The following is a 25,267-nucleotide window of genomic DNA, read 5'->3' on the forward strand; positions in this document are numbered from 1 at the left end:
TTTTATAGAAAAAAGAAGCCTAAAAGGGGGAATCCTTTGGCTTCTTAGTTCTTATCTTTTGATTCATTTTTATCTGCGGCTTCCCCGAGATGGATCCGTAATGTCGTTCCTTCTTGCACACGTTCTCCAGCATTTGGTGCCTGGTCAACAACAACATTTCCTTCTCCACTAATATCCAATTTTATATTCATTAATTGTTGCTGTAATTCCTTTTTTGTTAATCCAATTACATTTGGAACCTCGAGATATTTTTTATCCGTCCATAATCTAATTTCTTTAGCAATTTGATTTTCGCGCTTTTCGACTCCAAGCAGCGGCAAGCTTTCACGCATGATATTTCCAACTATCGGTGCTGCAACAACTCCACCAAATTGAACTGTTCCTTTCGGATTATCAATAGCAATATAGACGACAATTTGTGGGTCATCAGCAGGTGCAAAACCAATAAATGATACGATATGGTTATTTTGGAGGTATCCTCCACCTTTTTTTGATTTTTGTGCAGTACCCGTTTTACCACCTACCCGATAACCATCCACATAAGCTCCACCACCTGAACCTTTAGCAACAACATTTTCAAGCGCATATCTAACTTGTTTAGATGTTTCTTCAGAGATGACAGTACTCTTTGATTCAGGTGTGTTACTTTTTACCACTTTTCCCGTCACAGGGTCAACCCATTCTTTTGCAACATATGGTTTATACAAGGTTCCTCCATTTACAGCAGCTGCTACAGCTGTAACCTGTTGGATTGGTGTTACTGCAACACCCTGACCAAATGCAGTTGTAGCTAACTCTACCGGCCCTACGTTCTCTGGTTTAAAAAGGATTCCAGTTCCTTCTCCCTGAAGGTCAATGCCTGTTTTTTGGCCAAATCCAAAATCGCGAACATACTTAAATAATGTATCCTTTCCCAATCTTGTACCTAACTCTACAAAACCTGGGTTACACGAGTTTTGAACAACTTCTAGGAATGTTTGATGGCCATGTCCTCCCCGTTTCCAACATTTAAGGGTCGCTCCCCCAACTTTCACGAAACCTGGGTCATTAAAATAGTCATTATCTAAATTTACTTTCCCTTCTTCTAATGAAGCTGCTAAAGTAATAATCTTAAAGGTGGAACCAGGTTCATAGGTACTCCAAACTGGTAGATTACGGTTGTACACCTCTTGTGGAACATTCCGAAAGTTTGCTGGATCAAAATCAGGCCTTGATGACATTCCTAAAATTTCACCATTATTAGGATCCATCGCAATCGCAATGATTCCATCTGGATTATATTGTGCTTGGGCATTATCTAGTTCACGTTCAATAAGAGATTGAATTTTCGTATCAATCGTTAATCTTAAGTCAAGACCATCCTCAGGTGGTGTATAATCATCGGCGATATCTGGCATTCTTCTTCCTTTTGCATCGGAATAGAATTGCACACTTCCTTTTTCACCTTGTAATTCTTCATCATAGTTTTTCTCAAGTCCTGTCAACCCTTGATTATCAATCCCAGCAAAACCTAATACATGGGAAAGATAGCTACCAAATGGATAATGACGTTTCGAATCCTCTGCAATGTATACACCCTTTATCCCAAGCGCACGGACTTCATTTGCTTTTTCATGGGAAATCTTTCTACCCTCGGGATTAATATAGACTTTTGATTCATTTTCAGTAATTTTTTTAAACGCTTTTTCTTTAGACATATTTAAAACAGCAGCAAGCTTTTCTGCTGCTTCAGCAGGATTCTCAATTTGCCGAGGAACGACCAGAACAGTCGGAGCACTCTGGTTCGTTGCAAGGACGACGTCATTTCGGTCGAGAATTTTTCCTCGTTCCGGCTCAAACGGTATATCCCTGCTCCATGAATCCTTTGCCAATGCAGTTAGCTTATCACCAACAAACAATTGAACATATCCTAAGCGAACATCAATAATTATAAATAATAAAAATCCTATAAATAGTACTAACGATAACCTTCTTCGTACTGTCACATTCGAAACTCGCATATAGATGTACCTCCTATTAAACTTGCAAATTAAGGCTCGTCTAAATATATGCTTGTACAAGATTGAATAGACCTAGCAAATGCGCTGGCTCTGAGCGACGATTAAAAAATAAAAAAAAGAACTGAAAAATCAGTTCCTTTCTTGTTCTTACTCACTATTCTCTTCTTCAACTGTTTCTTCAGTTGTTTCTTCAGCTTTTTCTTCTTGTGGTGTGTTTGGTGGTTCTAATTTGACAGATAATTTATCTCCTTCTTTTAGGATAGAACCTGGTGCCAAGCTTTGTTGGACGACATATCCAGTACCACTATATGAAACTTGAATATTTGTTAAATCAGCAATCCGCATGACATCCCTTATTGACCAACTCGTCAAATCTGGCAGGGTTCCTTCCTGATCTGTAAGAAGTAATACCTGTTCATTAGGCAGAATTTTTTCACCTTGTCTTGGACTTTGAGCAATTATATTCTTTCCATTTCCTATAACAGTTGCTTTAAGTTTTAGCTTTTCAATTGATGCTTTAGCATCTTCTATTGATTCTCCTACATAGGAAAGAACTTCAACTTCTTTATCAACATTAACATTATTTTCTGGATTTTGTTCAATTGGTTGAATATTTAAATACTGTAAGCTATTTTTCATAACATGATTGAAAACCATCACAACAGGTTCGTGTCCAATGTCTGTATCCTTAAGCTTAGGCTTCTCTACTGCAACATACACTATTAATTTTGGGTCATCTAATGGTGCCATACCAAGGAATGAATATAAAAAGTTACCTCTCCCCGATAAATACCCACCTTTCGGACTCGGTATTTGAGCAGTACCTGTTTTTCCAGCTACTTGGTAGCCTTCAAGATCATAAGCTTTCCCTGTACCATCTGTTACAACTTTGCGCAATAAATTTAAAACTTTGTTAGCCGTATCTGCCGAAACAGGTTCTCCCGCAATCTGAGGCTTGTGATCCACAACGGTTTTATCTGTATCAGGGTCGACGATTTTATCAACAACATATGGTTTCATCATTTTACCGCCATTAGCAATCGCTGTTGCTGCTTGTACCTGCTGAATCGGAGTAACAGAGGATGCTTGACCAAATGCCGTTGAAACTCTATCAATTTCCCACTTAAAATTGATGATATTTTCAACTTCCCCTTCCAAATCAATCCCCGTTGGTCGATCTAGTCCAAAACGTCCCAAATACTCCAAGAATTTATCCGTTCCTAATTGTTCGTTTGCCATCTTCGCAAACGCAACGTTTGAGGATTTAAGTACACCTTCATCATAGGTAATTGTTCCCCATCCAGACCTATTATGGTCACGAATCGTTTCTCCTCCGGCAGTATAGCTTCCTGAAGCAAAGGAGGCATCTCCATTATAGACTCCTTCTTCAATTGCTGCTGCCAATGTGAAAATTTTCATCGTTGAACCTGGTTCAAACGGATAAGCAATCACATCATTTAAGTAATTTTTAATGTTCCTAACATTTGGGTCAAAGCTTGGTCTTGTCGACATCGCTAAGATCTCACCCGTTTTTGGATTTGCTACAACACCAATGATTTTTTCAGGCTCATATTCCTTAATAGTCATGTTCATGGCGTCTTCTAAAAACGTTTGAATCGTTTGATCAATTGTTAAATACACATTACTTCCATTGTCAGGAGCGACAATCTGTTCCTTTGCATCTGGTAATTTATAGCCTTTCGTATCACTTTGGAACTTCATGTAGCCATCTTTTTCTCGAAGGTACTTATCAAGACTTTGTTCAATTCCCATCTTCCCGACCGTTTCCGTCTCTTTCGTTTCCTTATCGGTTTCCTTCTGAGCATACCCAACAACATGCGAAGCGAAGGTCCCATTCGGATAGTAGCGTTTTAATTCTCTCCTAAATGCAATGCCGGGCAATTCTAAGCTTTCAATTTCCTGTTTGAGTGAAGTACTAATATCTCGGCCATAATTTCCAAACTCAACTTGTTTCTTATCCCTCGTTAAAACTTTATACATCTCGTCCTCGTTCATCTCTAAAAGTGGCGAAAGCTTGCGAGCCGTTTCTTCAGGATCAATGACATGTTGTGGGTTATCTTCGTCTACGGTCAAATCTTCATCGAGGATCGCGACAACTGTGTAAGTAGAAGTGTCCTCAGCAATCGGTTTTCCATTGCGATCGTAAATCGTTCCTCGATGTGCCTCAATTGCTCTTTGTTTCGTATATTTTTCTTCAGCTAAAGCAGCTAATACGACACCATCAACCTTACCTGTACCTTGGATATACACAAATCTTGCCATTAATGTAAAAAAGAGCAAAGCAAATATTATACTAATAAATGCTGCTCCTCTATTTATATTGTTATTTTTAACCTTCATTTTCATAATTTAGTTCCCTTGAACAACTTTCACATTGTTTTGATTTAAATTAAGACCAAGTTCTCTCGCTTTTTCCCAAAGACGTTCGTATTCACTTAATTCCTGAACTTGTACATAAAGGTCACTATTAGTTTTCGTTTGTTGACTGATTGATGCCTCGACTTGTTGTATTTCGATATTTGTATGATAGATTGATACTTGGTTAGATATGATATGAATTGCACAGAGTATTACAGCTGAGGAGAATAAAATCCCTAATACCTTTTCCCCTAACGTAAATCGAAATTTCTTTCTAATAGTTGTTTGTGTCTTTGGTGTCTGATTTGGTTGGTAGTCTTCTGTTTGCCTTACTTTGTATGCTAAATTACCCATCATATCCCTCCTTAAGTATCCATTGTATATTTGGTTTAAAGTTTTTCTGCGATTCTTAGCTTAGCAGACCGCGCTCTTTTGTTTATTTCTATTTCTTCTTCTGTAGGTAATATCGGTTTTCTTGTAATAAGTTTTAATTTTGGTTTGTATTCATCAGGAATGATTGGAATCCCCGGTGGTAAGGGTGGGCCTTCACTTGCCTTTTTGAAGGAAACTTTACAAATTCTATCCTCAAGTGAGTGAAAGGTTATGACACTCACCCTTCCTCCTGTTGCAAGAAGCTCGATTGACTGATGAATCGCATCTTCAAAAACTTTTAGTTCATCGTTTACTGCAATTCGAATTGCTTGAAAAATCCTTTTTGCCGGATGTCCACCAGTTCTTCTTGCTGCAGCTGGAATTCCCACTTTTATTAATTCCACCAATTCTCCAGTTGTTTCAATTGATTTCTTTTCCCTGGCAGCTTCTATTTTTCTAGCAATTTGCTTTGAAAACTTTTCTTCACCGTATTGAAAAAAGATTCTTACCATTTGTGCATATGACCAATGATTTACAATGTCATAGGCAGATAATGATGCGCCCCTATCCATTCGCATATCAAGTGGGGCATCGTGGTGATAACTAAAGCCTCTTTCCGGGGTGTCCAATTGTGGAGATGAAACACCTAAATCAAACAAAATGCCATCGACGGCTGTTACACCTTGTTCATGTAATTTTTCAGTTATGCTTGCAAAATTACTTTTTATGATTGTGACAATATCACCATATATAGCAAGCTTGTCCTTTGCATTTTCGATTGCGATATCATCCTGGTCAAATGCATATAGCTTACCCTTGTTTGAAAGCTTTGAAGCTATGTATGAACTATGTCCTGCTCCGCCTAGCGTGCAGTCTACATAAATGCCATCTGGGTCTATCTTCAATCCATCTACAGCCTCTTCTAATAGAACGGTTTTGTGTTCGAACATGCTAGCACCTCTTATAATCATCTTTGTTGTACTCTTATTATCTTTAACACAATAGATAATTATATATCAAAACCGATCATATTTTCAGCTATATCAGAAAAAGATTCTTCAGAAGCTGCGAAATATTCTTCCCACTTATCCTTACTCCAAATTTCTATGCGGTTTGATACTCCAAGCACCACACATTCCTTTTCAAGCTCTGCATATGAGAGGAGAGGTGATGCAATATTCACTCTTCCTTGTTTATCAAGTTCACATTCTATAGCTCCAGAAAAGAAAAATCGTGTGAAAGCGCGAGCGTCTTTTTTAGTTAATGGGAGTGTTTTTAATTTTTCTTCAAGTATTTTCCATTCTGATTGTGGGTAACCGAACAAGCACTGATCAAGACCCCTTGTTAAAACAAATGTTTCACCAAGGTTATCTCTAAACTTAGCAGGTATTATCATTCGGCCTTTCGTATCAACAGTATGATGGTATTCTCCCATAAACATATCCATTGTCCCCACTTTCTGTTTTTATCTTACCACAATCCCCCACTTTCCACCACCGGTTTTTATATTTTTTTACCAAATAAAAAAAATCCCCGGAAATTCCGAGGATTTTCAAAAAGAACTATATCTTAATTACCTTATGTTTTCCGTTAAATTCAAACGGAAGGGCTAATAAATCGTTGATAAAATCGTCTCCAAATTTATTTATATAGTAAAAGACATTCCATAATCTCTCTTGTGGGGAGCCAAGTGGGAGTATTGATTTTTCAATTCGATTAAAACGATTCAATTCAATTTCATTACGCTTCAAGATACTGCGGTTTAATGTATTGTTTAGAAAATCAAATTGTGATTGAATATTTTCGGCATTCTTTAATAAAAGATCCGCTAGCCCTGGATCCACTTCAAGCCCCATATGTCGGACTTTTCTATGAATTTGCTCCACTTCTTTCTTTGCTGCTGAGATCATCCCATCCACATCAGCCGTTTGTTTTTCCAACCATGTTTCCTTTGTTTTTGTAAGTTCGCCTGATAACACAGCTTGAATCGTTAATCCGATTTCTTCTATATTCGACTCAATCGATCTATCCACAATTGTCATCATTAACCGGGGTACGACAGGTGGCATCTTAATTTCCATTACTGAAAAGACCTTTTTAAGCTCCGCCCAGTATGAAACCTCACCAGGTCCAGAAATAAAAGCAAGTGTTGGAAATAAGAACTCCTGCATAACTGGTCGAGTTACTACATTATTACTTAGTAATTCCGGTTTTTCTTTCGCAACTTCAAGCAATTCGTCACCACAAAGAATGCATTCATTATTTTTCCCGCTAAAAATATCATGCTCCACATTGTACTCAAGCAATATACGTTCACCATTTTGCGCATAAAAAAGGTTAGCACTTGATTCATTCATATCAATTGTTTTAGGGTATTGATAGGAAGATAATACTTCCTGCTGTAATAAAAGTGAATCATGAATCTCTCTATTTTTTTCAATCATTTTTTTAAAATAGGATGATTGAAGTGTTCTAATTTCTTTTGAACCAGAATCTACAAGAACAAGCCCGGCTTCTCCAAAAAGTTCATTGATAATCTGTATAAAGAAATCCACATATGTTTTTGATTTTTCCACATATCCTTTCAGAAGTTCCAGAAGACCATTCGTATAATTGGTTTCGCCGTATGTCTCAAACACTTCTTCAATCCATTCCATGAGGCCGTCCTGTTCAATTTCTATTGATGATACCATCGTTTTACGATTGTGGTATTGTGGGACAGCCCTTTTTCGGATGCCAGTTTGAAGATTCACAAAGAGATGATTGATTTCAGCAAAATCATGGTCCTCCCCAGCAATCCAAAATATCGGTATAACTGGTACCGATAATTTTTCCTCTTGCTCTTTTGCAAGCTTAATAATAGAAACGATTTTATGTATGGTATATAACGGTCCAGTCAATACGCCTGCTTGCTGTCCACCAATTACCACAACACTCCTCGGATCTATTAATTTGTTGATATTCTCAACCGTATTTTGATGAAAATTTAAACGTTTATTAAAAGAAAGCAAATGCTCTACAAGTTTTTCACGTTCAAAATGTCTTTTTTCTAGATCTTTTTTTCTCACCTCATACACAAGGGGAGATTTTATATCATAATCGAAAAATTTCTCGATATCAATTTTTTTTGAAAGATAATCGTTTACTAATCGATTTGAAGATGGCAGAGAGAGATCCAAAACCTCCATAAATTCTTGTTCTTCCTTTCATATCCAGTTTATATCTTAGTTGAGTATAGCACGGTTTTTTGAGAAACCAAAAATTACTGCTCAATGTAAATTAATTTAGTGTAGTAATAAAAATTCGTTGAACGAGTCCGATTAGTAGTAATAGAAAATAAGCAATCGTGGAAGCAAGGAAAACGAAACGCCAAGATTTTCTTAATACCTTCACAGTTTCAATTTCATTGCTTTTCCTCCAAGCTATATAGCCAATAATCAAAATGGTCATAAGGAGGATCAGGATGATTATCCAAAGCATGCTTTTACCAACAATCAGAAGTAGTAAGTAATGCACTGCAACGAGAAAAAATACGGTTGTTACATCAACCGAAAGAAAAAAAGATTTTCGGGTGTTTTTCAAAATAAATCTACTAATCAAATAGACTAGTATGAATCCTAGTAATGGAATTGTTACAAATGTCGCAGCTACTCCGGCAAAAAATTCAATCATTCCTTATCCCCCTTTAGTTTCAAGACCTTTTATGGAATCATATAGAAATTGTGTAATAACTACTTCCTTGTTCCTCTTTCTGTCTTGCGTTATTACATAACCTAAAATGGCATCAATTTCTGTTTTTCTTCCTTCTTCAATATCACGCAGCATTGATGATTTATTTTGAGCTGTATCTTTACATATGGTTGTCACAAGTTCCCACATATTTTCTCTATTAGTTGGTATGACAGAGGTGATTTCATGGAATAATGCCTTCATTTGGTTATGAAAAAAAGGATTGTCGAGCAATTCTCCATTCTTAACCCTATAAAGGGTAGTTAATGGGTTGATGATAGCATTAGCGATCAATTTCGATGTTACGATTTCATACCAATTGTCAGAGTATTCAATTACAAAATCAGAGAGTGTAATATCGAACACCTCATTTTTCCCTTTAAATACTCCTATTTTCGTCCGGCCGACTCCCGTATGGAAGACGGTGGTTTCATCTATTTTTAGTGCGCCATGCTCAACAACACCCACAAGGATAGTAGGATTTTTTAGTTTTTCAATAATCTTGATATGACTCATTCCGTTTTGTAGGAAGCAGACCGTTTGGACCTTCTCAAGGTCTAGAGTTTGTGATAAAACATCTGCTAATATGTATTGTTTTACTGCAAAGATAACGATGTCTTCTCCTTTTACAGATGCTGAACTTGTTACTGCTTGTACTCTATATGTTTTTGACGTATTTTGATTATTGATTGTTACACCTTTTTTATTTAATTCATTCGCCTGGTGTTCAGTTCTTGTATAGATGGTTACATCATGTTGTTCTGCAAGATAGCCTGCAAAAAGCAACCCAATGGAACCACCGCCAATTATTCCAATTTTCATAGCTCCAACTCCATAGTTTGTCCTACCTTTATTTTACCAAAAAGTCCGACAATATGCCTAGTGTATCGACTAAGAAAAGAGGTTGAAATATTATTCGCATGACAAAACCCCAAAGTTCTTTCCTTGGGGTCCATTTTCTCTTATCTATACCGGATAGACAGGGTGTTTCTTATTTCCGAATTCGAGTTCTTTTGTTTCGTAAACGCTCAGCCGTTTGATAAGGACATCCCTTAATTCAGCCGCCGGGACGATATCATCAATGATTAGGTCAGAAGCAAGCTTGTATATATCAATTGACTCTTTATACTCCTGCTGCTTTTGTTGTACATAAGTAATTCTTTCTTTCGGATCCTCAATTTCATTGATTTTATTTGAATAAACAGCATTTACCGCCGCCTCAGGACCCATTACTGCAATTTGAGCAGTTGGAAGTGCCACACAATAATCGGGTTCAAACGCAGGACCTGCCATTGCATAAAGACCTGCACCATAGGCTTTTCGGACGATAACTGAGATCTTCGGTACAGTTGCGGAGCTCATTGCTGCAATTAACTTTGCTCCATGTCTAATGATTCCAGCTCTTTCCACCTTTGTACCAATCATAAATCCTGGGACATCTGCCAAAAATACTAATGGAATATGGAAAGCATCACATAAAGTGATAAATTTAGCAGCTTTGTCCGCTGAATCAACAAACAAAACGCCACCCTTCACTTTAGGTTGATTCGCAATAATCCCGACTGCTCTTCCGTCAATACGGGCAAGGCCTGTAATAATTTCAGGTGCAAATAGTTTTTTAATCTCATAGAAACTTCCTTCATCGATGAGCGCATCGATACCTTCATACATATTAAAAGGGGCATTCTGATTAACAGGTATGATTTCTTGTAGACCTTTTCCTTCCTTAGGCAATACGGAATCTGTTAGCGCCGGTTTGTTCAAATAATTGGCTGGGAAAAATTTCAGGTAATCTCGTGCACTTTGTATTGCCTGCTCTTCATTTGCGGCAAGCACGTCACCACAGCCACTAACGGTACAGTGCATTCTTGCACCACCCATTTCCTCTAATGTAACCTTTTCACCAATAACCTTCTCGGCCATCCGTGGTGACCCTAGATACATGGATGCATTCTTATCGACCATGATGACAATATCGCAAAAAGCAGGAATGTATGCCCCACCCGCTGCTGATGGACCAAATAAAATACATACTTGTGGAATCATTCCTGATAACCTTACCTGATTATGAAAAATTCGCCCTGCACCGCGTCGATTTGGGAACATCTCAAGCTGATCTGTAATACGTGCTCCAGCCGAATCTACTAAATATAAAAGTGGCACTCGTAGCTTTTCTGCTGTTTCTTGAATACGAATAATTTTCTCAACGGTACGCGCCCCCCATGATCCCGCCTTTACTGTAGAATCATTCGCCATTACACATACTTTTTGTCCATTTATTTCTCCTATTGCGGTAACGACACCATCGGCCGGAAGGTTCCCTGCTGTATTGTTAGCAAATTTTCCATCCTCATGGTAAATCCCACTATCAAATAAAAGTGCAAGTCGATCACGAACAAATAATTTATGTTGCTCCTTTTGCTTTTGATGATATTTTTCATGTCCACCTGCTTCGATTTCCTTGCTTCTTTCTAAGAGCCTTTGGTCTAAATCCTTTGTAGTATGTAGCATGATTACCCTCCTTTGCTTATTCTAGAACAAGTAATACATCATCCTCATTTACAAAATCACCAATATCTACCTTAATGTTTGCAATCTTGCCATCTAGCCCACTTTCAATCGGGATTTCCATTTTCATTGATTCCAGCATGATAACAACTTGACCTTCAGTAATCTCTTCACCATCTGAAACCAATACTTGTAAAACGGTCCCTGCCATGCTTGCTGTGATCTCCTTCATCTTAATTCCCCCTAGTGATTAGATAATTGGTTGTATATTCTCCTTTAAGATAAGAATCTTCATTAATAATTTCTTGGAATAAAGGGATATTCGTTTTTATTCCTTTTATCACAATTTGATTAAAATAAGCCTTAGCTGTTTGAATAGCTTCAGGACGATTATTTGCTTTTACAATTATTTTGGCAATCATCGGGTCGTAAAATGGTGTAACAGTCGTCCCTGTTTCGTATCCATTGTCAACTCGGACACCCTTATCATTATGCGGCAATGTAAACTCCTCAATTTTACCTGGAGATGGGAAAAACTTTATTGGGTCTTCTGCATACACGCGAAATTCAATTGAATGGCCCTCATGGCTTATTTCTTTCTGGGACAAGGGTAGTTTTTCTCCGTTAGCAACAAGCAACTGCCATTTTACGAGATCAAGATTCGTAATCATCTCTGTAATGGCATGTTCAACCTGGAGCCTTGTATTCATCTCTAAAAAATAGAAATTTTCCTGTTCATCAACAATGAATTCGATTGTTCCAGCATTTGTATAGTCCACAAATTTTGCAGCCTTTATTGCTGCATTACAAATTTCTTCACGTGTCTCATCCGATAGAAAAGGAGAGGGTGTCTCCTCAATCACCTTCTGATTCCGACGCTGGATTGAACAATCTCTTTCAAAAAGATGGACCATATTTCCGTGATGATCGCCAAAAATTTGCACCTCAATATGTCTTGCGTTTGGTATGAATTTTTCAATGAACATTTCATCATTTCCAAAATACGATTTGGCTCTAGTCTTTGTTGTTTGAAATGCTTTTTGTAATTCTTGTTCAGAATGGCAGCATACCATTCCAATCCCGCCCCCGCCACCACTCGCCTTTAACATGACTGGATAGCCGTATTCTGCAGCAAGTTTCATGGCTTCTTCTATTGCTTGGATGCTCCTATCACTCCCTGGAACAACGGGTACACCAGCCTCGATCATGGTTTGCCTTGCTTTCACCTTATCCCCCATTAATGAGATAACCTGGGGGGTTGGTCCTATAAAAATAATACCCCTCTTAGCTACTGCTTTCGCAAAGATTGTATTTTCCGATAAAAATCCATACCCAGGATGGATGGCATCAACCTTCTCCTGCTCGGCAATTTCTAAGATTTTGTCCATTTGAAGATAAGATTTCATAACAGGTGGCTCACCGATTCGATGAGCTACTGTTGCATTTTTCACAAATGGTAGTTCTTGATCCGCATCAGAATAGACAGCGACTGTTTCAATCCCCATCTCATGACATGTTTTAATAATCCTAGATGCAATCTCTCCCCTGTTTGCAATTAACACTTTTTTCAAGCTCTTTTCCCCTTTCGCCAAAAGATAGAAGATGCAATATATAATTTCTACATCCATCTACATATTCCTGCACCGAACTGAAAGCGTTTTCTATATTTTTCTACAGAATTTTTTGTAATTTTGTTATATAATGAATGTAATACAAATTAATACAGTTTTTCATAGTAGAATCGCAAGGGGGATATCAAATGTATACGGCAAAGGTTGAGAAATTATTAGTAAACTATAAAACTCTTGAAGAATTTAAAGCATTTAAGGAATATGGTCTACAAGAGCTATCCATGCTTGAAGATCTTGAATCAAATATTATTGAAAATGATAGCGTTTCACCCTTTTATGGAATATTCTTTGGTGACAAATTAGTGGCACGAATGAGCCTTTATCGTGTTGATAAAAAATTCAACAAATACTTTGAACCTGCCGAGGATTACTTAGAGCTTTGGAAGCTTGAAGTACTTCCAAATTATCAGAAAAAAGGCTATGGAAAAGCATTAGTGGATTATGCCAAAGCCTATAATCTACCGATTAAAACAAATCCGCGTGTAAAATCATCAGAGTTTTGGGAGAAAATGTGCTTCACACCTGTAGCTTATAATATGGAACGTGACCTTGGTGAAAACCCGTTACTTTGGTTCCCAGAAGGTGTCCAAGAAATAAATTAAACAATACATGAAGAAAACAGCTGAACATGATGTCAGCTGTTTTCCTTTTTATTTTTCAACTCGTTCAAGGTTTCCATTTCGGTCCATTTGAAATTTCACCTTTTTACTTCGTTCATCTTCTTGAAGAACCACCATTTTGCGTGCGCGTTCCATAATTTCAATCAATGCCTTATAATCTTCCTCAATTAATTGAATATTGTTTTCTAATGTATTATTTTGTGTTTTTAAATCTTTAACTTGATCTTGGAGCTTGCTTATTTGTGTGTTCAAGCTCTTATTTTCCTTAATTACCTTTTGGAGTTCATTTTCCGTTTTTTCATATTCTTCAAGGAATTGGATTATATCCCTTAATTGTAGCTCAGATGACTGGCTATTCGTGATTTCAGTAGTTTCAGGTTCTTCTTGTTTTTGCTGAAGCTGTTCACCGTTATTTTGTTTTTTTAATTCTTTGCGCTGTTTTTTCGCAAGTTCAATTCCGGATTTATATTGTTTGCGTACATATGAATTCCATCTAAAACCACAAGCAGCTGCGGTACGCGATAGTGTACGACCTACCTCTTCAAATGCACCTAATTGCGTTCCTCCCTCACGGATGTGGCGCAATACCACTTCAGCAAGTAATAAATCCTCATCTTGAGTCCATGCATCTTGACGTGTCGAAGTCATATCTTTCCCTCCTATACTTTTTTACTTATACATATGCATGTAGTAGAAAAGATAGACTACTCACACTCTAGCAAGAAAATAATTATTCTTTTCGCATGATTTTTCGAACGGCCTCAAAATGTTCATCCGTCACCCACAAAGCCGAGCACTCCGCTATTTCTTCAATCATTCTCTCCTTCAAGCCAGTCGCAAACCATTTTCTATTCACTACCTTTTTATATGATTTTACAACTTTAGTAGTAATTAAGAATGCTTTAGCTATAAATTCTGAACAATCCTTCATTGCATTGTCCTCTGACAGGACATGTTGAATAAAACCAAGCTCCTTGCCGTCTTCGGCAGTAAAAATTTCTCCACTCAAAAGAAGGTGATATGCTTTATCAATAGATACTCTTTCTAGTAGTATTGTCGCACCACCCCAACCTGTTGTGATTCCTTGTTTTCCTTGAACAAATCCAAATCTACTACCACGAGATGCTAGTCTATAATCACAGGCGATCGCTAGCTCACATCCACCACCAATTGCTAGTCCATTCAATAGAGCGATAGTGGGCTTCGCTAAAGTGGCTAGCTTGTATAAAATCATACCCATCCTGTTAAGCATTTGATATGCTTCTTCTACCGTTTGAAGGTTTTGAAAAACAGATAAATCACCGCCAGAACAAAATGCTTTATGTCCAGCACCTGTAATTACTAAAACCTGATCACTGTCATTTTTTTCTACCTCTGTGATGGTATGTAAAAGTCCATCCATTACATCATAATCAATAGCATTCCATTTTTCAGGTCGATTAATGGTAAACCATACAATCCCACGTTCATCTCGTTTAACTATGTATTTTGACATATTTTTCTCCTTAGCCCTTTTACTCTTATTGTACTGGAAGTAGGAGAATTTTAGGCAAATTAAAAAGCGTATCGATAACAAAGTTATCAATACGCTTTTAACTTGTTAACAAAATTATTTGCTAACAACTTCTTTTCCTTTGTAAGAACCGCATTCTTTACATACGCGGTGTGCTAATTTCATTTCACCACAGTTTGGGCATGCCACCATACCTGGCACTTGTAATTTGAAATGTGTACGACGTAATCTCTTTCTTGTCTTAGACGTTCTTCTAAAAGGTACAGCCATTATTCCCACCTCCTTAAAAAAATAAATAGATAAAGATGGATTTTATTCGTCTTCAAAGAATTTTGCTAGTCCTGCCAATCGGGGGTCAATCTTGTTCTTTTTGTCATCTTCAGTGATAACTTCCCAGTCTTGTCCTGATTGTGGTGCTCCATCTTCAGAGTTCGAATCATCACAAAAAATCTGCATTGGTATTTCAAGTAAAATATTTTCCTTGATTAGCGGAAGTAAATCAATTACTTCCCCTCGAGCTTGATGAATATCCACATCCGATTCTAGATCATAATCAGATGTCTCTCTTAGTAGAAAGTTTTCCGTTGTTTTGATCTCGAATGGAAATTTCACATCAACCAAGGTTCGAGAGCAAGGCAGAATCATTGAACCAGTAATTGTTATATGAAAGCTCGCTTTTGTAGAAGAGCTGAGATCAGCACGACCGGTTACTTGCACAGGCGAGATATTCCGTATCGATTTATCGAGCTCCATTAAGTCTTTTACATCAACAGTTTCATCAATCATTAGGCCTTTTCGAGCCAACTGATTTAATTGATTAATTGTCCATTTCAATTGAAATCACCTCGAAGCGCAACAAAGGTAATTATAGCTTTGCCGATTACATTTGTCAATATTTTTTCTTTACACTATACTTGGTCTATAAATACTTATCTACTATATCAGCTTTTCCATAAAAATGATATTTAAAAATAAAGTTTAAAGAATAAAGGGTGAAGTGATGAAGGCTGTTGGAGTAATTGTTGAATATAATCCATTTCATAATGGACATAGGTACCATCTGGATGAAACGAAAAAGAAGACAAACGCCGACTGTATGATAGCAGTAATGAGCGGAAATTTTCTACAGCGGGGAGAACCTGCCTTAGTATCGAAATGGGCAAGAACGAAAATGGCATTGGAAGCAGGCGTTGATATCGTCATTGAATTACCATATGCTTTTGCGACTCAAAAAGCTCAAAACTTTGCCAACGGTGCAATTTCACTTCTTAGTGCACTACATTGTGAAAAAGTTTGCTTCGGTAGTGAAAATGGAACAATCAATGACTTTGAAGCTACTGTAGAATTTTTGAAAAACAATCAACAAACCTATGATCAAACCACCCGGCAGTATTTGAAAGAAGGATATAGCTATCCAAAAGCAGCATCACTTGCTTATTCTTCACTTTCAAATCATGATACATACGTAGATTTATCAAAACCAAATAATATTTTGGGCTATCATTATGTCAAAGCCATCTATGATCAAAATAGTTCAATGAACGCAGAAACCATCATGAGGACGTCGGCTGGTTATCATGACGAAACATTTTCGCATGAATCTATCGCTAGTGCAACAAGTATTCGAAAAACATTATTTTCTACAGAAAAAAATATCGAAGAAATTAAAGATTATCTCCCCACTTCATCTGCAAAATGGCTGACATCTTATTATGAGGAGAATCAGCTATTTCATCGATGGGAGGAATATTTTACATTATTAAAATACAAACTGCTAACTTCTACAAGTTCTGAATTAGCAAATATATATGAAGCAGAAGAAGGTATTGAAAATAGGTTACTTGCTAATATTTCGGAAGCAACATCTTTTCAAGACTTTATGGAAAAAATTAAAACAAAACGTTACACATGGACGAGATTGCAAAGATTATGCGTACATATCTTAACTAACACAACAAAGAAACAGCTAAAACCAATAAATGATAACCCTGTTGCAACCTATATCCGCTTACTAGGAATGTCCCAAAAAGGGCAGAAGTATTTAAATCATGTAAAAAAGAATGTTGAGCTTCCTATTCTCTCAAAGGCGACAGGATTTTCTGATGAACTCTTTACACTCGATTGGAAGGCTGTCCAAACCTATTTAGCTATTTTTCCTGAACCTCTTCGCACTCAACTTCTACGACAGGAATATGCCAATCCACCAATTCGTTATAATGAAGAACAACGAGTATTCCTTTAAACAAAAACAGCCGCACCTATTTGGTAGCGACTGTTTTTTCATTATTATTTCATTTCAAGATTCTCTAAATAATGGAGAGCATCTTCAAATGTATCGACAGGTACGATTGTCATATCACTCTTGATATCCTTCGCTGTTGCTAATGCTTGTTGATAATCAGAATCTGTTGCGCCATTTTGATTTGGGGCAAAGAAAATATCAACATCTGAGTTATCGGCAGCGACAATTTTCTGACCGATTCCACCGATTGGTCCAACCTGTCCATCGATATTAATCGTTCCAGTACCAGCAATCCGCAATCCATGTGTTATGTCTTTTTCTGTTAACTGATTATAGATTTCAAGTGTAAACATTAGTCCTGCAGAAGGTCCTCCGATTTTTTTTGTATCAATTTCAATTTTCGGATCGGTCACCACTTCAATATCAGTTATTAATTCAATTCCAATTCCAATTTTGTCTGGATTTTTTGGAAAAGGAGCAAGTGGAACAGAAACTGTTTTTTCTTCACCATTTCGTTCGACTGAGATATTGATGACCTCATTTTCTTTTTTATCAGCAACATACTTCATAAATTCTGTATGTTCTTGAATTTGTTTTCCATCAACTTCAAAAATCCGATCACCTGCTTTTAGCTCTTTTTCTGCAGGCATTCCTTCAACGATACCCATTATGTAAATTCCATGGTTTTTGACGGTTACAGATTTGTTCGCATGCTGATAAGCAACGCTAATGGCGGATTCCTGTGAATCCTCCATATAAAACAGTTGCCGATTGGTATATTCTTCATCACTTTCATTGTCACGTCTTACATGTTTAATCGGTAAAATTTCATGATACTTTTGGATCTTTGCCAAGAAATAGCTAAAGATATTTGCTTGCCCCATGCGAATAGTCGTTAACATGAATTCTCCTTCTTCTTCATAGCCGTTCTCGACTTTAATAATTGGAGCAAGCTCTGTCGCCATTCCAGGCTTTGTCACGTAATAAGGAAGCTGGATAAAGGTGCCTAGAATTGCAAGCACAACCCCAACTGCTAGAGCTTTTAAATAGGCCTTACTTCTCTTTTTCTTCATTCAATAAAGACTCCTTCCACTTTGCGATTGCCTCTTGAATTGCCGGAAGTTGTTTTCTTGTTTCTTCTTCCCCAATTCGGATAATGTCCTCAATATTTGTGAAAGCACGTGCACTATACTGTCCTACATGTGGTCGGATCATTATATCAGATGAAAACTCACCATACTTCACAAGTTCTTTTTGCATAATATCAATACTCTGTAAAATCACATCAAATATTGAAGTAACCTCTTCATTTATTTTAACATGTGAGACATCTACCGCAATAACTATATCAGCTCCCATTTCTTTTGCAACTGAAATGGGGACCCGATCAATAACACCACCGTCCACAAGAATTCGACCATCTATTTTTTCAGGAACAAAAATTCCGGGGATGGCAATGCTTGCTCTGACTGCATCTGCGACAGGCCCATTTCGAAACACCACTTTCTCACCTGTTAATAAATCTGTTGCTACAATACCAATGGGTATATCAAGCTGATCGATATTTTTACCATGGGTAAAGACACGGATTAATTCCTTCACTCTTTTTCCTGCAATAAAGCCCATTTTCGGAACGGTAAAATCCAAATAATATTTCCGCTTAAAAGCAAGTGCAAGCTTATACATTCGATCGATATCTAGACCCGCCCCATAAAAGCTTGCGACTAATGAACCCATGCTTGTTCCTGCAATAAGATTGATCGGTATTTTATTTTCTAAAAGTACTTTAATAACACCCAAATGTGCAAACCCTCTTGCTCCACCAGATCCAAGTGCCAATCCAATTATAGGTTCGTTGATAAGAATCATCCCCTAACTATATTTCTTCTGAGATTTATTTTACCTGTATTTTTATATACATTATATGAAAAAAGAATTGAAAACTTGTACATTCTTTTGGTCTAAACTTGCCACCCATCTACGTATATTTAAATAGATGTACAAACCATAATTTGGTTCAAAATAAATGAAGGAAGATTATGAAAATTATGGACTCTCTTATTCTATCACTTAAATAATCACACTGTATAGAAAAGAAGATTTCTGTAGGAGGAGTACCATTGATACGTTCTAGATTTAAAACAGTAACAATTGCAGCAGGAATTTCATTACTAACGATTGCACTTATTTATTTTCCAAAGGAATCACTGGATGCTTCAAGGGTTGGCTTGGAAATGTGGTGGAAGATTGTATTTCCTTCCTTACTCCCTTTCTTAATCATATCGGAGTTATTAATTGGTTTTGGTATTGTTAAATTTATCGGTGTCTTATTTGAACCATTAATGAGACCTCTGTTTCGAGTACCAGGTGTGGGTGGCTTTGCTTGGGCTATGGGTATGGCTTCGGGGTTTCCAGCAGGGGCAAAATTGGCTGCACGGCTTAGACAGGAGAAACAGATTACGAGGATTGAAGCGGAAAGGCTTGTTTCCTTCGCAAATGCTTCAAACCCCCTTTTTATATTCGCCGCCATTTCTGTCGGCTTTTTTGAAAATCCCGGGTTAGGGATCTTACTTGCAGTCAGCCATTATGTCGGAAACTTTTGTGTAGGATTAATCATGAGATTCCATGGAAAAAAAGACGATGAGCAAACTCCTAAAGATGAAGATAAGAAAAGTATCGTTGTAAAAGCCTTACAGGAACTTCACCGCACAAGACTAAGGGAACAAAGACCGTTTGGACAATTATTAGGGGATGCGGTTACTACCTCGATTCATACATTGTTAATGATTGGCGGATTTATCATTTTATTTTCTGTTTTCAATAAGCTTCTTTCATTAATTAATGTGATCGCATTAGTTGGGGCAGGATTTTCCATATTATTAAAACTATTTCAGCTTCCAGCAGAACTCAGTATCCCACTTATTTCTGGAATATTTGAAATTACGACTGGTTCTATGATGACAAGTGAATTAGAACATATTGAACTTCTTCCTAAGGTGATTACCGTAAGTTTTATTCTAGGGTTTTGTGGACTTTCAGTACAAGCGCAGGTTGCAAGCATTTTAGCAGAAACCGATGTAAGGTTTAAGCCCTTTTTTATCGCGCGAATTATGCATGGGTTTTTAGCAGGGATCATTACATTTCTCTTATGGAATCCACTTTATGTAAAAAATGCTGGGTCTGAGGAAACATTCGGTGTCTTCTCTCCAATTATTCCTGAACAGACCTCTGTTTGGGTCGAAACCTTATGGAACGGTTTATTAACATATGGACCACTCGTTACGATTTTTTCGTTATTATGTTATATTGTCGTATACTCTGGTAAAATGAAAAGCCCTCGCATTTAATTTGCGGGGCTTTTGAATTTGTCCTTAAGTGCTAATTCAACTGGCTTTGGTACAAGCTCAGAAATCTCTCCATGATATTTGGCAGCTTCCTTCACAATGCTTGAGCTTAAAAAGGAATATTGATTATTTGTCATCATAAAAAAGGTTTCGATTTCTTCATTTAAAATACGATTCATTGAAGTAATTTGCATTTCGTACTCGAAATCTGAAACAGCACGAAGACCACGTAAAATCGTATTCGCATTTTTTTGGCTTGCATAATCCATCAATAGACCTTGAAATGATTCAACTTCAATATTATCTAAATCCTGAGTGCTTTCCTGTAAAAGTGTAATACGTTCTTCTACTGTGAACAAAGGCTGTTTCGAAGAATTGTTTAAAACACACACATAAATTTTATCAAATACTTTTGCTCCTCTTTTGATAATATCTAGGTGCCCATTTGTTACTGGATCAAAGCTTCCTGGGCAGACGGCAATTCTTGTCATTTCGTTTCCCCTTTCTATCCCTCTTCATGTTTAAATATTGATACCCCTATGATTCCATACATTTCATGACGAACTAAACAAAGGTTACCGATGGATTTTTCTAACAAAACTTCCGATCCATGTTCCGCAACAATATATCCGTTGTTCGTTAACAATTGATGTTTACTTATTTCTTCAATTAACTCTGTTAATTTTTGTTGTTTATATGGCGGATCTAAAAGGATTAAATCGAATTGAATATCCCGTTTTACGATAGCCTTTAAAGCTCGGAAGGCTTCGTTACGAAAAACTTCAGCATGTTCGACAAGTCTACATGTTTCTAAATTTCCTTTAATCGTTTGAATTGCTTTTTGATCACGGTCAACAAAGATGACCTTATCAATTCCACGGCTTAACGCCTCGATCCCAAGTCCCCCACTTCCACCAAATAAATCAAGTCCACTCCCGCCATCAAAATATGGACCGATAATATTAAAGATGGCTTCCTTCACTTTGTCAGTTGTTGGTCTAGTAGACACCCCTGGCACCGCTTTCAAGTGAAGACCTTTCTTCGACCCGGATACGACTCTCACTGCTATCACCACTGTCTATAAAAATTGAATATCATTATCCTACCATAAACACTATCTTTTGTTAATGAATTACGAAAAATTCTAGGACTTCAGTTTGGAAAAAAATTTTCTAAGATAATAAAAATACAAAACATGATGTATACACAATTTTCAATTGGTCATAATTAGTAATAACAACATCATTCGAGGATGTTGTTGCCAACCGCGGAGAAGACTTACGTTTCCCCATAAGTTCTTCCTCCGGTTTCTCCTCTCCCTTTGCCTTCTTCCATGTGAACGGTAACGAAAAACATGGAATAGAAGGACCCTGCAGGTAGACTTGCAGGGTTTTTTTGTTTTCGTTTGTTAATTCAAATCTTTTCATGATAAAGTAGACATGGAAAATATGAATTTGAGGGGATTTAAGGATGATACAACGTTTTATTGAGCTAGGCGAGGGATATTCAGATATTTATGAACTTCTTGAGCTTACAAGAGGAAATAGACACAGAGTTTCAAAGCTATTTGCGTTTCACACAACAATCCAGGATAAACAGGTTACCTCCTTGGCTGTAGCATTTCAGCCGACAAAGCCTGGTGGTTTTCAAGCCATCTATATTTGTAGAGAAGGAATACCTAATCCTGATGTAAAACCAAATCAACGCTACACTCTTTTTGATGAGGTAGCAAATGAACTTGAATTACAAATCACCACACTGGATGTAAAGCCTTCTACGATGTTTCATGAAAAAGAACTTTATTACCAGCATTTAATCGGGATTTTACGAATGAACCGCTATATACCTCCGATGCAATAAAAAAAGCTTATCAAAAGCAAAATGCTTTTGATAAGCTTTTTTATAAACCAATCTTATAATCATATTCCTTGGCACGATCTGGTTTTTTGTTTTCAAATTCAATCTTTAAAAAAGGTTTATATGATGGCTCTACCTTTTTGACAAAAGCAAGAGAATTTAATTTTTCTACGATTGAATCTGTATTTTCCATATCGTTATAAAGTACTACGTATTTTAGACGTTTAGACACAAAATGAATATTTCCAAATTTACGCAGCATTTTTGAATGCTTTAGCGAATGTAGCCAAACAATAATTCCTTGGCGTTGTCCAATCATAGTGTTTTCTCCTTATTTCAAATAGAAATCAAATGCGCCTTGGCGTATTTGCGCCCGATTTTTTTCGAGCAAGCTCGAAAAATTTCCTTTGAAAAATCGTGGCATCCGCCGGAGGCTTAACTTTATTCAGTCTGAATTTGAACCCAGAATGCATTGTATACTCTTTTTGCATTCATCCACCACTGTTAGAAGTAGGACTTCTACTGAATAAAGTTAAATGTTTAATAATCACTCAATGAGACAATTTAAGAAGGAGAAATATTTTTATATGCAAACGGTAAAAGAAGTGCTATAATTCATTTGTTTTATGCAGAAAAAAAGACATCTTGAAACGAATGGATAAATCAATTAAATAAAGAGGTGTGGTTTACAATTGTCCCAAAATGAAACACCATTATTTACTGGTCTTGTTGAACACGCAAAAAAGAATCCGACCCAATTCCATATTCCTGGACATAAAAAAGGAGCTGGGATTGATCCAGAATTTCGAAACTTTATCGGTGATAATGCCTTATCTATCGATTTAATCAATATTGGTCCTTTAGATGATCTACATCAGCCTAAAGGTATAATTAAGCAAGCTCAAGACCTTGCCGCTGAAGCCTTTGGCGCTGATCATACGTTTTTTTCAGTTCAGGGCACAAGTGGAGCTATTATGACAATGGTAATGGCTGTGTGTGGCCCTGGAGACAAAATCATTGTACCTAGAAACGTGCATAAATCTGTGATGTCAGCCATTGTATTTTCCGGAGCAGTTCCCATTTTCATTCATCCTGAAATCGATAATCATTTAGGAATTTCTCATGGAATCACAACTGACTCTGTTGAAAAGGCACTTGATCAGCATCCTGATGCAAAAGGCTTACTTGTGATAAACCCAACTTATTTCGGAATAGCTGCAGACTTAAAAAAAATTGTGGATATTGCTCATTCCTATGATGTTCCGGTTCTTGTTGACGAAGCACACGGTGTTCATATTCATTTCCATGACGGACTTCCTTTATCAGCCATGCAGGCTGGTGCAGACATGGCCGCTACAAGCGTCCATAAGCTTGGAGGATCAATGACACAAAGCTCTATTTTAAATGTAAAAGAAGGTTTAGTATCAGCTAACAGGGTACAATCGATTTTAAGTATGCTCACAACAACGTCTACCTCTTATTTGTTATTGGCTTCCTTAGACGTTGCTAGGAAACGTTTAGTGACAGAAGGCTATGACCTAATTGAAAAAACGATTTTCTTAGCCAATTATATTCGAGATAAAGTCAATGAAATAGACAAACTATATTGTGTCGGTCGAGAAATTTTAGGCTCGAAGGCTACATTTGATTTTGACCCAACTAAGTTAATTATTTCTGTAAAAGACCTCGGCATTACAGGATCTGATGCGGAAGTTTGGCTCCGTGAAAAATACAATATTGAAGTAGAGATGTCCGATCTCTATAACATCCTATGTATTGTGACACCTGGGGATTCTAAAAAAGAGGCTGATTTATTGATTGATGCACTTGCAAATCTTTCTGATGAAGTATTCCATCTTTCAGAAACAAAAACTGTACCAGAAGTATTACTTCCGGATATTCCAGTTCTTGCATTATCACCAAGGGATGCATTTTATTCTGAATCAGAAGTGGTTCCTTATGAAGAATCTGCAGGACGTGTAATTGCAGAATTCGTGATGGTATACCCACCTGGAATACCGATCTTTATCCCCGGAGAAATCATTACAGAAGAGAACTTAGCCTATATTCAAACGAATATTGAAGCAGGGCTCCCAGTCCAAGGACCTGAGGATTATGAGTTAAAATTTCTTCGTGTCATTAAAGAACACAGAGCGATTCGGTAAGAAGCCAAAAAAAAGCATGCAATTTCTGCATGCTTTTTTAAGGTTAATAAAGTTATTTTTCTTCGTGATGGCAATCGCAGTGGTCGCATGTTGAATAAAGTGTTGTAACCTTCTCATATTCAAAGTGCTCAATTGTCTCGCTGCAAGTTTGACAGATGATTGTACCCATTATTCAAAGCCCCTTTCGAAAAATAGATTCACGAACTTAATTTGAAAACGTTTTATGTTATGTTATTTATATAATAGTATGTCACATTTGATTCGTCAATGGTTAATTGTATAACATTTTATTATTTTTTTGATTATTTTTATCATAAATTTAAAATTCTTGTATTTCCACACCCTCTAACATTCTAAAGTTGTATGTATTACCAATTAAATGCTAGAATAAAAGTGAATTCACATAGAATGTAAGTTATATAATGAATACAATTTGGAGTAGGAGTGAAAAGTTTGGAAAACGCATACATAAAGCTTGTCACTGCATCTAATGTACAACATATTTCACTTGATGATGTAAAAGACCTCTTTAGCTATTACAAAGAAATTACTGGTAAAACTGGAAGGCAGCTTGATTGGCATTACGATACCGCTGCATTTCCTTACCAAATAAAAGAAACTAATCAAGAAAATAGCTGGTTTTACTTAAAGTCAGATCAGCAAAAATACAATGCAATCGTCGTTGGAGTGGGCCAAGAGGAAAAGAAAGATAAAATTGGGGAGAATTTAGAGCAAAGCTATATCCAAGTTACTCTTCCTCAAAGTTCAACTGCAGGAGATAAGGGAAAAGCAAATGAATTTTGCAAGTTTTTAGCAAAAAAACTAGAAGGCGAATTACACCTATTTAATGGACGAATTATGTATTTTTATAAAAGAAAATAAGCAAAATAAAAATAGACCATATCCT

Annotated in this window: 27 protein-coding genes; 6 read left to right on the forward strand and 21 right to left on the reverse strand. The window is 36.9% G+C overall.

The features are described 5' to 3' along the window. Nucleotides 1-44: 44 nt before the first annotated feature. From V7097_RS01755 to V7097_RS01805, 11 genes are all read right to left on the reverse strand, one after another. Complete coding sequence (locus V7097_RS01755) at nt 45-2,000, reverse strand: stage V sporulation protein D (protein WP_335701862.1); 1,956 nt, start codon at nt 1,998-2,000, stop codon at nt 45-47. A gap of 147 nt (nt 2,001-2,147) precedes the next feature. Further along, entirely contained in the window at nt 2,148-4,367 is a 2,220-nt protein-coding gene (locus tag V7097_RS01760) for a penicillin-binding protein (RefSeq protein ID WP_335701863.1), read from the reverse strand. A gap of 3 nt (nt 4,368-4,370) precedes the next feature. Next, nucleotides 4,371-4,733, reverse strand: a complete 363-nt coding sequence (gene ftsL, locus V7097_RS01765; RefSeq protein WP_335701864.1) for a cell division protein FtsL — start codon at nt 4,731-4,733, stop codon at nt 4,371-4,373. A gap of 35 nt (nt 4,734-4,768) precedes the next feature. Next, nucleotides 4,769-5,701, reverse strand: coding sequence for a 16S rRNA (cytosine(1402)-N(4))-methyltransferase RsmH (gene rsmH / locus V7097_RS01770; protein ID WP_335701865.1), 933 nt, complete (start codon nt 5,699-5,701; stop codon nt 4,769-4,771). A 59-nt stretch (nt 5,702-5,760) separates the two neighbouring features. Further along, entirely contained in the window at nt 5,761-6,192 is a 432-nt protein-coding gene (mraZ, locus tag V7097_RS01775) for a division/cell wall cluster transcriptional repressor MraZ (RefSeq protein WP_335701866.1), read from the reverse strand. A gap of 121 nt (nt 6,193-6,313) precedes the next feature. After that, complete coding sequence (bshC, locus tag V7097_RS01780) at nt 6,314-7,939, reverse strand: bacillithiol biosynthesis cysteine-adding enzyme BshC (protein ID WP_335701867.1); 1,626 nt, start codon at nt 7,937-7,939, stop codon at nt 6,314-6,316. Between the two features lie 91 nt (nt 7,940-8,030). Continuing rightward, nucleotides 8,031-8,423 (reverse strand): DUF3397 domain-containing protein, encoded by a 393-nt coding sequence (locus V7097_RS01785; RefSeq protein ID WP_335701868.1) that lies wholly within the window; start codon nt 8,421-8,423, stop codon nt 8,031-8,033. A 3-nt stretch (nt 8,424-8,426) separates the two neighbouring features. Next, complete coding sequence (locus V7097_RS01790) at nt 8,427-9,302, reverse strand: 2-dehydropantoate 2-reductase (protein WP_335701869.1); 876 nt, start codon at nt 9,300-9,302, stop codon at nt 8,427-8,429. Nucleotides 9,303-9,446: 144 nt separating this feature from the next. After that, entirely contained in the window at nt 9,447-10,991 is a 1,545-nt protein-coding gene (locus V7097_RS01795; RefSeq protein WP_335701870.1) for an acyl-CoA carboxylase subunit beta, read from the reverse strand. A gap of 16 nt (nt 10,992-11,007) precedes the next feature. After that, nucleotides 11,008-11,220, reverse strand: coding sequence for an acetyl-CoA carboxylase biotin carboxyl carrier protein subunit (locus tag V7097_RS01800; RefSeq protein WP_335701871.1), 213 nt, complete (start codon nt 11,218-11,220; stop codon nt 11,008-11,010). A gap of 1 nt (nt 11,221) precedes the next feature. After that, nucleotides 11,222-12,559 carry an acetyl-CoA carboxylase biotin carboxylase subunit gene (locus V7097_RS01805; RefSeq protein ID WP_335701872.1) on the reverse strand — a complete coding sequence of 446 codons (1,338 nt, stop codon included), beginning with the start codon at nt 12,557-12,559 and terminating at the stop codon, nt 11,222-11,224. A gap of 188 nt (nt 12,560-12,747) precedes the next feature. Here V7097_RS01805 and V7097_RS01810 point away from each other — a divergent pair, with 188 nt between their 5' ends. Continuing rightward, complete coding sequence (locus tag V7097_RS01810) at nt 12,748-13,221, forward strand: N-acetyltransferase (protein ID WP_335701873.1); 474 nt, start codon at nt 12,748-12,750, stop codon at nt 13,219-13,221. A 48-nt stretch (nt 13,222-13,269) separates the two neighbouring features. Here the strand turns inward: V7097_RS01810 and gerR are convergent, their stop codons facing one another. The 4 genes from gerR to V7097_RS01830 form a co-directional block, all read right to left on the reverse strand. Continuing rightward, complete coding sequence (gerR, locus tag V7097_RS01815; protein ID WP_335701874.1) at nt 13,270-13,887, reverse strand: sporulation-specific transcriptional regulator GerR; 618 nt, start codon at nt 13,885-13,887, stop codon at nt 13,270-13,272. An 82-nt stretch (nt 13,888-13,969) separates the two neighbouring features. Beyond that, nucleotides 13,970-14,734 carry an enoyl-CoA hydratase/isomerase family protein gene (locus V7097_RS01820; protein WP_335701875.1) on the reverse strand — a complete coding sequence of 255 codons (765 nt, stop codon included), beginning with the start codon at nt 14,732-14,734 and terminating at the stop codon, nt 13,970-13,972. Between the two features lie 114 nt (nt 14,735-14,848). Continuing rightward, complete coding sequence (gene rpmF / locus V7097_RS01825; RefSeq protein ID WP_057996812.1) at nt 14,849-15,022, reverse strand: 50S ribosomal protein L32; 174 nt, start codon at nt 15,020-15,022, stop codon at nt 14,849-14,851. Nucleotides 15,023-15,064: 42 nt separating this feature from the next. Beyond that, nucleotides 15,065-15,586, reverse strand: a complete 522-nt coding sequence (locus tag V7097_RS01830; RefSeq protein WP_335701876.1) for a YceD family protein — start codon at nt 15,584-15,586, stop codon at nt 15,065-15,067. Between the two features lie 166 nt (nt 15,587-15,752). Between V7097_RS01830 and V7097_RS01835 the strand changes: the two genes are divergently transcribed. Beyond that, a complete protein-coding gene (locus tag V7097_RS01835; RefSeq protein ID WP_335701877.1) occupies nt 15,753-16,994 on the forward strand; it encodes a nucleotidyltransferase in 1,242 nt (413 codons plus the stop codon). A 44-nt stretch (nt 16,995-17,038) separates the two neighbouring features. Here the strand turns inward: V7097_RS01835 and V7097_RS01840 are convergent, their stop codons facing one another. Together V7097_RS01840 and V7097_RS01845 are read right to left on the reverse strand one after the other, a co-directional pair. Beyond that, entirely contained in the window at nt 17,039-18,067 is a 1,029-nt protein-coding gene (locus tag V7097_RS01840) for a SepM family pheromone-processing serine protease (protein ID WP_335701878.1), read from the reverse strand. Continuing rightward, on the reverse strand, nt 18,048-18,854 hold the full coding sequence (locus V7097_RS01845) for a patatin-like phospholipase family protein (RefSeq protein ID WP_335702046.1): 807 nt from the start codon (nt 18,852-18,854) through the stop codon (nt 18,048-18,050). The genes V7097_RS01840 and V7097_RS01845 overlap by 20 nt, the downstream gene beginning before the upstream one ends. A gap of 260 nt (nt 18,855-19,114) precedes the next feature. Here V7097_RS01845 and ylbJ point away from each other — a divergent pair, with 260 nt between their 5' ends. Next, nucleotides 19,115-20,341, forward strand: coding sequence for a sporulation integral membrane protein YlbJ (gene ylbJ, locus V7097_RS01850; RefSeq protein ID WP_335701879.1), 1,227 nt, complete (start codon nt 19,115-19,117; stop codon nt 20,339-20,341). Here the strand turns inward: ylbJ and coaD are convergent. Both coaD and rsmD read right to left on the reverse strand, forming a co-directional pair. Further along, nucleotides 20,338-20,829, reverse strand: coding sequence for a pantetheine-phosphate adenylyltransferase (coaD, locus tag V7097_RS01855; protein ID WP_335701880.1), 492 nt, complete (start codon nt 20,827-20,829; stop codon nt 20,338-20,340). The genes ylbJ and coaD overlap by 4 nt on opposite strands. 14 nt (nt 20,830-20,843) lie before the next feature. Beyond that, the gene (gene rsmD, locus V7097_RS01860; protein ID WP_335701881.1) at nt 20,844-21,401 is read right to left on the reverse strand and encodes a 16S rRNA (guanine(966)-N(2))-methyltransferase RsmD; all 558 of its coding nucleotides are present in this window, start codon (nt 21,399-21,401) and stop codon (nt 20,844-20,846) included. Nucleotides 21,402-21,808: 407 nt separating this feature from the next. On the opposite strand from rsmD, the gene V7097_RS01865 reads away from it, so the two are divergent. Next, nucleotides 21,809-22,198 carry a DUF7147 family protein gene (locus tag V7097_RS01865; protein WP_335701882.1) on the forward strand — a complete coding sequence of 130 codons (390 nt, stop codon included), beginning with the start codon at nt 21,809-21,811 and terminating at the stop codon, nt 22,196-22,198. Nucleotides 22,199-22,238: 40 nt separating this feature from the next. Here V7097_RS01865 and V7097_RS01870 read toward each other — a convergent pair whose 3' ends face one another. Beyond that, nucleotides 22,239-22,514: a YlbG family protein gene (locus tag V7097_RS01870; RefSeq protein ID WP_335701883.1), complete on the reverse strand. Its 276-nt coding sequence runs from the start codon at nt 22,512-22,514 to the stop codon at nt 22,239-22,241. Between the two features lie 373 nt (nt 22,515-22,887). On the opposite strand from V7097_RS01870, the gene V7097_RS01875 reads away from it, so the two are divergent. Then, a complete protein-coding gene (locus V7097_RS01875) occupies nt 22,888-24,360 on the forward strand; it encodes an aminotransferase class I/II-fold pyridoxal phosphate-dependent enzyme (RefSeq protein ID WP_335701884.1) in 1,473 nt (490 codons plus the stop codon). 52 nt (nt 24,361-24,412) lie between these two features. Here the strand turns inward: V7097_RS01875 and V7097_RS01880 are convergent, their stop codons facing one another. Beyond that, nucleotides 24,413-24,529, reverse strand: a complete 117-nt coding sequence (locus tag V7097_RS01880; RefSeq protein ID WP_077617675.1) for a GapA-binding peptide SR1P — start codon at nt 24,527-24,529, stop codon at nt 24,413-24,415. 284 nt (nt 24,530-24,813) lie between these two features. Between V7097_RS01880 and V7097_RS01885 the strand changes: the two genes are divergently transcribed. Then, nucleotides 24,814-25,242 carry a DUF1885 family protein gene (locus V7097_RS01885; protein ID WP_335701885.1) on the forward strand — a complete coding sequence of 143 codons (429 nt, stop codon included), beginning with the start codon at nt 24,814-24,816 and terminating at the stop codon, nt 25,240-25,242. Nucleotides 25,243-25,267: the final 25 nt, after the last annotated feature.

Source organism: Bacillus sp. JJ1562, from assembly GCF_036962705.1.
Lineage (GTDB): Bacteria > Bacillota > Bacilli > Bacillales > Bacillaceae_L > Ferdinandcohnia.